The sequence below is a fragment of the Rhodovulum sp. HP10 genome (genome assembly GCF_047553435.1).
Classification (GTDB): domain Bacteria; phylum Pseudomonadota; class Alphaproteobacteria; order Rhodobacterales; family Rhodobacteraceae; genus Rhodovulum.
On sequence record NZ_CP180201.1, the window covers coordinates 583,091 to 592,339 of the forward strand.

Sequence of the window (9,249 nt, forward strand, 5' to 3'; positions counted from 1 at the left end):
GCGCCCTCCTCCATCGCATTGCGCGCGGGCAGGCCAACCGTAGCCAACCGGAAAAAACCCCGCTATAGCGGCGCCACGGATAAGAGGAGCCCGAAAATGGCCGAACCCGAGCGCCCGCAGATCTACCTGATCACCCCGCCTGCCTTCGATCCCGACAGCTTCGCGCCGCGCCTTGCCGCGGTGCTCGACGCCCATGAGGTCGCCTGTCTGCGCCTGTCCATGGCCAGCCATGACGAGGATCTCGTGGCCCGCGCCGCCGATGCGCTGCGCGAGACCGCCCATGCCCGCGACATCCCGCTGGTGATCGACGCCCATGTCGGGCTGGTTGAGCGGCTGGGGCTGGACGGTGTGCATCTGACCGACGGCGCGCGCAGCGTCCGCAAGGTGCGCAAGCTGCTTGGCGCCGATGCGATCGTCGGCGCCTTCTGCGGCGCCTCGCGCCATGACGGGATCGGCGCGGGCGAGGCCGGGGCCGATTACATCGCCTTCGGACCGGCGGGCGAAAGCGGGCTGGGCGATGGCAGCCGGGCCGAGGCCGATCTGTTCGGCTGGTGGTCGGAAATGATCGAGATCCCGGTCGTGGCCGAGGGCGCACTTGATGCGGCCACCGTCGCGACCCTGAGCCCGGTCACCGATTTCTTCGCCCTGGGCGAGGAGATCTGGCGCGAGGACGATGCCGCGGCAGCCCTTGGTGCGCTGATCGCCCATATGGGCTGAGCCCGACGGCCCCCATCCACTGCCCCGGCCGAGGCCCGTTTCGGGATTGGCCGGGCTCTGCCTCAGGCCGTCGGCGCCGCGCGACGCACCGCCGCTTCGCAGGCCCGCGCCAGCGCCTTGCGGTCGGCGAATTCCGACACTTTCAGCGGCGGGTGGTAGACCAGCTCCACCCCCCCCGGCCGGGGCGAGGCCAGAAGCTTCAGCGCATGCGGCCCGAAGCCCATATCGCCCCACCAACCGTAAAAGGCGGGGTCCTCGCCTTCGGGCGCGGTATAGATCACCGTCACCGGCTGCACCGAGAGGATCCCGCGCAGCTCGGCCCCGAGGAAGGCCGCGAACAGCGTCGACTTGAAAGGCAGAACCCGCCGGCCATCGGTCGACGTGCCCTCGGGAAAGAAGACCAGCCGGTGACCGGCCCTCAGCCGCGCCTCGAAGAGATCGGCCTGCGCCTTCGCCTCGCGCCGGTCGCGCGCGATGAAGACCGTCCCCGTCGCGCGGGCCAGCCAGCCGATGCCGGGCCAGTCCGCGACCTCGGCCTTCGACACGAAATAGACCCGCCCGCCCGCGTTCAGCGAAAAGATGTCAAGCCAGGAGGCATGGTTCGCGACCAGCGCACCGCGCGCCTGCATCGGCCTTCCGCGCCTCCGGTAGCGCAATCCGAGGATCGCCAGCGCGGCGCGGCTGACAGCTTGCGTGATCCAGGGCGTGACCGGGCGCCTCAGCCCGAAAAGCGGCCGCTCGATCAGCCGCAGGGGCAGCGTCAGGGCCATGCCAAGGACCAGCAGCCCGATCAGCCCGGCGCCGCGCAGCCCGACCCGCAACCAGCCCGCCGCCCCGATCCGCGGCATGTCGGGCGGCGGCGCCCCCCGCCAGGTCGTCACTCCTGCCCCCGCATGTAGCGCGAGCGGCTCTTGGCGTTCATCCTCGCCGTATCCATCAGGAGGCAGACATCGGTGGTGTTGAAGGCGCGGTCGATGAACGCCCCCTCGCCGACGAATCCGCCCAGCCGCAGATAGGCCTTGATGAGCGCGGGCATCGCCAGCATCGCGCCTTTGCGGTCGAGCGCGGTCTCGGGCATCAGATCCATGCGCTGGAAATGATCGGGCAGCACCCGCGCCCGAAGCTCGGGCGGCGCGAGATGGCGGTGGTGCAGATAGGACAGCGGTTGCGCCAGCGCCCCGGCATCGGTGCCGTGAAAGCTCGCCACCCCGAACAGGACCTCGATCTCCTGGTCGAGCACGTAATCGGCCAGCCCGTTCCACAGGTGATAGAGCGCGGTTCCGCCGCGATAATCGGGATGCACGCAGGAGCGTCCCAGCTCCAGCAGCCGCCGCCCCGAGGCCTTCAGCGCCGACAGATCGTATTCGTCCTCGCTGTAGAACCGCCCGATCTCCGCCGCCCTTTCGGATGTCAGAAGCCGGTAGACCCCCACCACATGATCGAGCGTCGCCGCGTCGCGTCGGCTGTCGATCAGCAGCAGATGGTCGAAATGCGGGTCGAGATCGTCGCGTTCAAGCCGCGCCTCATGGTCGACCAGCGGGCCGTCCGCCCCCAGCTCGGCCACGAACACCTCGTAGCGCAGACGCTGGGCGGCCATCAGATCGGCCTCGGACCGGGCGAGGCGCAGCTCAAAGAAATCGTCGGGCGGCTGCATGCCTCACCCCCTGCAGAGACTGTCGCCCGCTTCTAGGGCGCCGCCGGAACAAGTGCAACCGCGCCACCCGACCTGGCCACAGCCTCAGCCGCATACTGCCACGACACCAGCGACAGCGATCACGTTAATATACCATTAACGATGATGGGGCAGCTTGAGCCCATCGAAATGTTCAGGACGAAAAGACAGGCATGAGCTCGATCCGCGTTCCGTCGATGACGACCTTTCCCGCATCGGTGAAATTCACCGTGATACGTGCGCCGATCACGGATTGCACCTGGCCCAGCCCCCAATCCGGCTCTCCGGGATGGCGCACCAGCATTCCGGGTTCGAGAATCGCATTCATCGGTCTCATCGTCACTCTCCTGTGGGCCATCCCGGCGGTGTCGCATGTCTGATCTCACCGCGCTCGTGGGCTCGCGCATCTGCCACGATCTTATCAGCCCGATCGGCGCCATCGGCAACGGGATGGAGCTTCTGGCCATGGCCGCGGCCGACGCCCCCGGCGAGGCGCCGGGCGAGGAACTGGCGCTGATTTCCGACAGCGTCGCCCGCGCCAATGCCCGGATCCGGATGTTCCGCCTCGCCTTCGGTGCCGCCAGCGAGGATGCCGAGGTGGCCGGGCGCGAAGTCTGCGAAATCCTTGCGGATTATTACGGCGGCACCCGGCTGAGCGTCACCGCCGACCCGCCCGCCGCGCTGAGCCGAAGCGCGGCCAAAAGCGCGCTTCTGTCGGTCCTCTGCGCCGAGACCGCCCTGCCCCGCGGCGGCCGGATCGCGCTGAACTGGCGTGACGGTGGCGTCACCCTGGCGGCCGAGGCCGAGAGGATGACGCTCGACCCCCGGCTCTGGGCGCCGCTGAGCGATGGTCGCCCCTCCCATGAAGACCTCCGCCCCGCCGAAGTGCAATTCGCGCTTCTGCCGATGGCGCTGTCCGCCCTGGGGCGACGGCTGTCGCTCGATCACGACGACACCTGGCTGACACTGGCCTTCTGAGCCGACGCCCGTCCGAAGACGAAGCCCCGGGAACCGATGGCCGCTTTGCCCCGCGCCCCCGGGCTTTTCCTCCGGCCCTTTCCCCGGGCCTTTCCTCCAGGCCTCGCCTCCGGACCTCAGGCCCGGAGCGTGCCGTCGCCCTCGACGAGGTATTTGAAGCTCGTCAGCTGTTCGGCGCCGACCGGCCCGCGGGCATGAAGCTTGCCGGTCGCGATCCCGATCTCGGCCCCCATCCCGAATTCGCCGCCATCGGCGAACTGGGTCGAGGCATTGCGCATCAGGATCGCGCTGTCGAGCCGCTCGAAGAACCGCGCCGCCGCCGCATCGTCCTCGGTCAGGATGGCATCGGTATGGCCCGAGCCATAGGCGCGGATATGTTCGATCGCGCTGTCGATATCGCCCACCACCCTGGCGGCGATGTCCATGTCGAGATATTCCCGCCCCCAATCCTCGGCGGTGGCGGGCACCGTGCCCGGCAGACGGGCCAGCGCCTTGTCGGCATGGACCCGCACCCCAGCCTTGACCAGCGCCGCGACCAGATCGGCGCCAAGCGTCGCGGCCACGTCCTTGTGGATCAGCAGGCATTCGGCCGCGCCGCAGATGCCGGTGCGCCGGGTCTTGGCGTTCAGTACCACCGACAGCGCCTTGGCCGGATCGGCGGCCTTGTCGACATAGATATGCACGATGCCCTCGAGATGGGCGAAGACCGGCACCCGCGCCTCGCGCTGGACGAGGCCGACAAGCCCCTTGCCGCCACGCGGCACGATCACGTCGATATATTGCGTGAGCGTCAGCATCTCGCTGACCGCCGCGCGGTCGCGGGTCGGCACGCGCAGAATCGCATCCTCGGGCAGCCGCGCCTTTGCAAGCCCCGCCACCAGGCATTCATGCAGCGCGCCCGAGGAATGGAAGCTTTCCGAGCCGCCGCGCAGGATAACCGCATTTCCGGCCTTGAGGCACAGCGCGCCCGCGTCGGCGGTGACATTGGGACGGCTTTCATAGATCACGCCGATCACGCCCAGGGGCGTGCGCACCCGGCGGATATGCAGGCCCGAGGGCATGTCCCATTCCGCCATAACCTGCCCCACCGGGTCGGGCTGGGCGGCAACCGCACGCAGGCCCGCGGCGATGGCGTCGATCCGGGCCTCGTTCAGCATCAGCCGGTCCAGCATCGCCGGGCTCAGCTCCTTGTCGCGGCCGTATTCCATGTCGGTCGCGTTCTCGGCAAGGATCTGCGGCTTGTGGCGCAGCACGGCATCGGCCGCCGCCTCCAGCGCCCGGCGCTTGGCCTCGGGCGCCGCGAAGGCCAGTTCGGCCGAGGCCGCCCGGGCACGGGCGCCGAGATCGGCCATGAGGGAATGGATTTCGGTGATGTCCTTCATATCGCCATGTCGTCCCTGTGAATGAGCGCCGCGCGTCCCGGATAGCCGAGGATCGCCTCGATGTCACCCGAGCGGCATCCCAGGATCAGCCGCGCCTCGGCAGAAGTATAGCGCGAAAGTCCGGCGCCAAGCCCCTCGCCCTGCGGCCCGAGGATCGCGACCGGCTCGCCGCGGCCGAAATCGCCGGTCACCTCGGTCACGCCCGCGGGCAGAAGCGACTTGCCGCGTTTCAGCGCCCCGGCCGCGCCCTCGTCGACCCGGACGAAGCCACGCGGCTTCATCGCCGCGATCCAGCCCTTGCGCGCGGCACGCGGATCGCCCTTGGGGCGGAACCAAGTACAGGCCGCGCCCTCTTCCAGCGCCTTCAGGGGCCGCATCCGCGAGCCCTCGGTGATCGCCAGCGCACAGCCCGCACCGGTCGCGGTCCGGGCCGCCATCAGCTTGGTCTTCATGCCCCCCTTCGAGAGCCCCGATCCGGCATCGCCCGCCATCGCCTCGATCTCTGGTGTGATCTCCTCGATCAGATCGAAGCGATGCGCCTCGGGATCCTGCATCGGGTTCGCGGTATAGAACCCGTCGACATCCGACAGCAGCACCGCCACATCGGCCCCCACCGTCACCGCAACCTGCGCCGCGAGCCGGTCATTGTCGCCGAAGCGGATCTCGTCGGTGGCGATGGTGTCGTTCTCGTTGACGATGGGCACCGCGCCGAACCCCAGCAGCGTCTCCATCGTCGAGCGGGAGTTCAGATAGCGCCGCCGGTCCTCGGTATCCTCGAGCGTCACCAGCACCTGCGCGGTGGTGATCCCGTGGGGCTCCAGGCAATCCTCATAGGCGCGGGCCAGCCGGATCTGGCCGACCGCGGCGGCGGCCTGGCTCTGTTCGAGCGGCAAGGCGCCGAGCCCCAGCCCGAGAACGCCGCGCCCCAGCGCGATCGAGCCCGACGAGACCAGCACCACATCGGTGCCGCGCGCCTTCAGCATCGCCACATCCTCGGCCAGCCCCTTCAGCCAGTCCGCGCGCAGGCGGCCCGTGCTCCGGTCGACCAGAAGCGCCGAGCCGATCTTGACGACCAGCCGACGGGTCGCGATCAGGGACGCCACGCCTCGCCCTCCCCGCTGTCTTCGCGCTTCAGGCGCAGCCGGTCGTCGTCGATCCGGGCGCGCAGCGCGCGCAGTACCTCGGTCACGCCCTCGCGCGCAACGCCCGACATCAGCATCACCGGCCCGCCCGAGGCCTCTTCCAGCGCGGCGCGCTTCTCGGCGCGCTCGTCGTCATCGAGACTGTCGATCTTGTTCAGCACCGTCACCCGCGGCTTGTCGGCCAGATCGCCGCCGTAAAGCTCGAGCTCGGTCAGAACCGTCCTGCAATCGGCCGCGACATCCTCGGAGGTGCCGTCGATCAGATGCAGAAGCACCGCGCAGCGTTCGACATGGCCGAGGAAGCGGTCGCCGATACCGCGCCCCTCATGGGCGCCCTCGATCAGGCCGGGAATGTCGGCAATGACGAATTCGGCCCCGTCGACGCCGACCACGCCCAAATTGGGATGCAGCGTCGTGAACGGGTAATCGGCGATCTTCGGCCGGGCATTCGAGGTCGCGGCCAGGAAGGTCGACTTGCCGGCATTGGGCAGCCCCAGAAGCCCCGCATCGGCGATCAGCTTGAGCCGCAGCCAGAGCGTGCGCTCGACCCCTTCCTGCCCGGAATTGGCCCGGCGCGGCGCCTGGTTGGTCGAGGTCTTGAAATGCAGGTTGCCCCAGCCGCCATTGCCGCCCTGGGCCAGCAGAACGCGCTGGCCGAGCTCGGTCAGGTCGGCGACCACCGTCTCTTCGTCCTCCTCGAGGATCTCGGTGCCGACCGGCACCTTCAGCACCATGTCGCGGCCCGAGGCGCCCGATTTCTGGCGGCCCATGCCGCCCTGACCGTTCTGGGCGAAGAAATGCTGCTGGTAACGAAAGTCGATCAGGGTGTTCAGCCCCTCGACCGCCTCGACCCAGACATCGCCGCCGCGGCCGCCATCGCCGCCATCGGGGCCGCCGAACTCGACATATTTCTCGCGGCGGAAGCTGATACAGCCGTTCCCGCCGCTGCCCGAGCGGATATAGACCTTTGCGAGGTCAAGGAATTTCATGAAGAGCCTCGAATTTTGCGCGTATCAGGCGATAGTGGATATTGGGCGCGGGCTCAAGCCGCGCCAGCGACCGACCGGTGCCGCATCCGAGCCGCTCGAAGCCGAGCTTCCCGAGCACGCGGCCCGATCCGGGATTGTCAGCGAAATGATCGGCCGCCAGCACGTCGAGCCCGGGAAAGCGCGCGAAGACCGTCGCCAGAAAACCGCGCATCGCCTCGGTGGCATAACCCCGGCCCCAGACCGCGGGATCGAGAAAGTAGGCCAGCGAGACCGGCGCGCCGGCAATCCCCGCCACGCCCACCAGCCCCTCACTGCACTCGTCATTGCGCCCTTCGATGGCCAGCCGGAAGGCGGGCTCGCCCCGAAAGCACGAGCGCGCAACCCAGGTCGCGGCCTGCCGCCGGGTCCAGCGCACCGGAAGGCTGCACATCATCCGGGCCACGCGCGGATCCCGGCCGATCCGCATCAGCGCATCGAGATCCGCAGGTCGGAACGCCCGAAGGACAAGGCGCGGCGTCTCGACCCGAAATCCGTCCGCCGCCGCGCCCCACATCGCTCAGTCGAGCTTCTTGAGGTAGGTCCAGGTGGCCACCTTGGCCTCCCGCGCCACCGAATAGGCCTCGGCATCGCCGATATATTCGAAACCGGCATTGGTCAGCACCCTCGCCGATCCGGGATTGTCCTGGAACACCTCGGCAAAGACCGTCTTGGCCTTTTGCGGATTGGCCGCCAGCAGCGCGCCCACCGCCTCGGAGGCGATGCCGGTATTCCAGAAGGCGGGCGCGACCCAGTAGCCGATCTCGGACTGATCGCGCTCCATCCGGTCGAGCGCGATCACGCCCAGAACTTCGGAAAGCCCCTGCTCGGCCCCGTCCATCACCCAGACATCCTCGCTGCGCTCGGGATCCTGCGCACGGTGGATGAAGGCCTCGGTGGCGCCCGGCGGCAGCGGATGCGGGATAGACCGGGTGAACCGGGCCACCCGGAGGTCGCTGGTGTAAAGCGACAGCAACCCGGCATCCGACCGGCGCACCGGACGCAGCACGAAGCGTTCGGCCGCGACCGCAGGCTGGGGAGGGATAAGGTCGAGTTTCATGGCTTTCCTCCTCCGAAAAGCACGAGAGGACCGCCGGGCCGCCAGCTGGCGCCCCGGTCTTCACTGCAGCGCCCGGACGGCGACGGGCGCGTGCCGCCCGCAGGCGGGTTCCGGGACCAAGATGGCGACCGCCCCGGCGCGGTACAAGGCGCCCGTCCTTCCCCGAAGACCGTCGCAGGACCGTCCCGTCGGATGACGTTCCGGCTGCGGACCCTTCGGGGCGCCGAGAGGCGCCTGCCGTCATCTGTCCCTCCGGTTTTTCAAACGAAAACAGGGGAACGGCTTACGCCGATCCCCCAATTTTCGTCGCCCTGAGGTTTCGGCTTACTCGGCGGCCTCCGCCACCGGGAGAACCGAAATGAAGGTGCGCCCCTTGAGGCCCTTCTTGAAGGCCACGGCGCCTTCGCAGGTCGCGAAGATGGTATGGTCCTTGCCCATGCCCACGCCTTCGCCCGGCCAGAACTTGGTGCCGCGCTGACGGACGATGATATTGCCCGAAGCGACCGCCTGGCCGCCATAGATCTTCACGCCGAGACGGCGACCGGCGGAGTCGCGCCCGTTGCGCGAGGAGCCGCCTGCTTTCTTGTGTGCCATGTCGTCCTCTCCTCTCGCTTAGGCCTTGCCGGCCAGGTCCTTGGCAAGCGCCACCCAGCCATCGTTCACGATCTTGCCCTTCAGGCCGAGACGGCTATCCATCGCGGCCACCTGCTCATCGGTCCAGGCGGCAATCTGCGCAAAGCGGGTCACCCCGGCCTCGTGCAGTTTCTTTTCCATCGCCGGGCCGACACCGGGCAGCTTCTTCAGGTCGTCGCCGGCGGCAGGCGCGGCGGCTTCGGCAGCTTTCGGCGCCTTCGCCTTGGCAGCCTTGGGTTCGGCCGAGGCAGCACCCGCAACAGACCCGGCCCCGATCGCGGCCTTGACGCCGGTCTCGGCACCGCCCGAGGCGAGGATCTCGGTCACGCGCAGAAGCGTCAGCTGCTGGCGGTGGCCCTTGGTGCGCTGCGAACCGTGCTTACGGCGGCGCTTGACGAAATGGATGACCTTGTCACCCTTGATCTGGTCGATCACGGTGGCCTGCACTGCGGCGCCATCGAGGGTCGGCGCGCCAACCTGGCCGTCCAGCATCAGGATCTCGTTGAACTGAACCGTCTCACCGGCTTCGGCTGCAAGCTTCTCGACGCGCAGAACGTCACCGGACTGCACCTTGTACTGCTTGCCACCGGTCTTGAGGACCGCAAACATCGGCCATTTCCTTCTTACCGCCGCGTCCTTC

At 68.6% G+C, this 9,249-nt stretch carries 12 protein-coding genes; 2 read left to right on the forward strand and 10 right to left on the reverse strand.

Features of this window, described 5'->3' with window-relative positions; genetic code table 11:
• Positions 1 to 96: 96 nt before the first annotated feature.
• Entirely contained in the window at positions 97 to 717 is a 621-nt protein-coding gene (locus ACK8CO_RS02595; RefSeq protein ID WP_414898068.1) for a thiamine phosphate synthase, read from the forward strand.
• Between the two features lie 62 nt (positions 718 to 779).
• On the opposite strand, the gene ACK8CO_RS02600 is transcribed toward ACK8CO_RS02595, so the two are convergent.
• The 3 genes from ACK8CO_RS02600 to ACK8CO_RS02610 all read right to left on the reverse strand — a co-directional run bounded on the left by ACK8CO_RS02600 (position 780) and on the right by ACK8CO_RS02610 (position 2,726).
• A complete protein-coding gene (locus ACK8CO_RS02600; protein ID WP_414898069.1) occupies positions 780 to 1,598 on the reverse strand; it encodes a lysophospholipid acyltransferase family protein in 819 nt (272 codons plus the stop codon).
• Complete coding sequence (locus ACK8CO_RS02605; protein WP_414898070.1) at positions 1,595 to 2,371, reverse strand: GNAT family N-acetyltransferase; 777 nt, start codon at positions 2,369 to 2,371, stop codon at positions 1,595 to 1,597. Before ACK8CO_RS02605 ends, ACK8CO_RS02600 begins: the two co-directional genes overlap by 4 nt.
• Positions 2,372 to 2,543: 172 nt before the next feature.
• Positions 2,544 to 2,726 carry a DUF3553 domain-containing protein gene (locus ACK8CO_RS02610; RefSeq protein ID WP_042461154.1) on the reverse strand — a complete coding sequence of 61 codons (183 nt, stop codon included), beginning with the start codon at positions 2,724 to 2,726 and terminating at the stop codon, positions 2,544 to 2,546.
• Positions 2,727 to 2,761: 35 nt separating this feature from the next.
• On the opposite strand from ACK8CO_RS02610, the gene ACK8CO_RS02615 reads away from it, so the two are divergent.
• Positions 2,762 to 3,367, forward strand: a complete 606-nt coding sequence (locus ACK8CO_RS02615; RefSeq protein WP_080615931.1) for a histidine phosphotransferase family protein — start codon at positions 2,762 to 2,764, stop codon at positions 3,365 to 3,367.
• 116 nt (positions 3,368 to 3,483) lie between these two features.
• On the opposite strand, the gene ACK8CO_RS02620 is transcribed toward ACK8CO_RS02615, so the two are convergent.
• The 7 genes from ACK8CO_RS02620 to ACK8CO_RS02650 form a co-directional block, all read right to left on the reverse strand.
• Positions 3,484 to 4,749: a glutamate-5-semialdehyde dehydrogenase gene (locus ACK8CO_RS02620; RefSeq protein WP_414898071.1), complete on the reverse strand. Its 1,266-nt coding sequence runs from the start codon at positions 4,747 to 4,749 to the stop codon at positions 3,484 to 3,486.
• Positions 4,746 to 5,852 carry a glutamate 5-kinase gene (proB, locus tag ACK8CO_RS02625; RefSeq protein WP_414898072.1) on the reverse strand — a complete coding sequence of 369 codons (1,107 nt, stop codon included), beginning with the start codon at positions 5,850 to 5,852 and terminating at the stop codon, positions 4,746 to 4,748. The genes ACK8CO_RS02620 and proB overlap by 4 nt, the downstream gene beginning before the upstream one ends.
• The gene (gene obgE / locus ACK8CO_RS02630; protein ID WP_080615928.1) at positions 5,840 to 6,880 is read right to left on the reverse strand and encodes a GTPase ObgE; all 1,041 of its coding nucleotides are present in this window, start codon (positions 6,878 to 6,880) and stop codon (positions 5,840 to 5,842) included. The genes proB and obgE overlap by 13 nt, the downstream gene beginning before the upstream one ends.
• A complete protein-coding gene (locus tag ACK8CO_RS02635; RefSeq protein WP_414898073.1) occupies positions 6,867 to 7,433 on the reverse strand; it encodes a GNAT family N-acetyltransferase in 567 nt (188 codons plus the stop codon). The genes obgE and ACK8CO_RS02635 overlap by 14 nt, the downstream gene beginning before the upstream one ends.
• Positions 7,434 to 7,436: 3 nt before the next feature.
• Positions 7,437 to 7,976 (reverse strand): GNAT family N-acetyltransferase, encoded by a 540-nt coding sequence (locus ACK8CO_RS02640; protein WP_414898074.1) that lies wholly within the window; start codon positions 7,974 to 7,976, stop codon positions 7,437 to 7,439.
• Between the two features lie 324 nt (positions 7,977 to 8,300).
• Complete coding sequence (gene rpmA / locus ACK8CO_RS02645; RefSeq protein ID WP_080615925.1) at positions 8,301 to 8,570, reverse strand: 50S ribosomal protein L27; 270 nt, start codon at positions 8,568 to 8,570, stop codon at positions 8,301 to 8,303.
• A gap of 18 nt (positions 8,571 to 8,588) precedes the next feature.
• Positions 8,589 to 9,218, reverse strand: coding sequence for a 50S ribosomal protein L21 (locus ACK8CO_RS02650; RefSeq protein ID WP_080615924.1), 630 nt, complete (start codon positions 9,216 to 9,218; stop codon positions 8,589 to 8,591).
• Positions 9,219 to 9,249 lie beyond the last annotated feature (31 nt).

Bases quoted from the DNA above. Each gene is read 5' to 3' on its own strand.
- ACK8CO_RS02610 (WP_042461154.1), bottom strand. From the start codon at position 2,726: ATGAGACCGATGAATGCGATTCTCGAACCCGGAATGCTGGTGCGCCAT.
- ACK8CO_RS02640 (WP_414898074.1), bottom strand. From the start codon at position 7,976: ATGAAACTCGACCTTATCCCTCCCCAGCCTGCGGTCGCGGCCGAACGC.
- ACK8CO_RS02635 (WP_414898073.1), bottom strand. From the start codon at position 7,433: ATGTGGGGCGCGGCGGCGGACGGATTTCGGGTCGAGACGCCGCGCCTT.
- obgE (WP_080615928.1), bottom strand. From the start codon at position 6,880: ATGAAATTCCTTGACCTCGCAAAGGTCTATATCCGCTCGGGCAGCGGC.
- ACK8CO_RS02605 (WP_414898070.1), bottom strand. From the start codon at position 2,371: ATGCAGCCGCCCGACGATTTCTTTGAGCTGCGCCTCGCCCGGTCCGAG.
- ACK8CO_RS02615 (WP_080615931.1), top strand. From the start codon at position 2,762: ATGTCTGATCTCACCGCGCTCGTGGGCTCGCGCATCTGCCACGATCTT.
- ACK8CO_RS02620 (WP_414898071.1), bottom strand. From the start codon at position 4,749: ATGAAGGACATCACCGAAATCCATTCCCTCATGGCCGATCTCGGCGCC.
- ACK8CO_RS02595 (WP_414898068.1), top strand. From the start codon at position 97: ATGGCCGAACCCGAGCGCCCGCAGATCTACCTGATCACCCCGCCTGCC.
- rpmA (WP_080615925.1), bottom strand. From the start codon at position 8,570: ATGGCACACAAGAAAGCAGGCGGCTCCTCGCGCAACGGGCGCGACTCC.
- ACK8CO_RS02650 (WP_080615924.1), bottom strand. From the start codon at position 9,218: ATGTTTGCGGTCCTCAAGACCGGTGGCAAGCAGTACAAGGTGCAGTCC.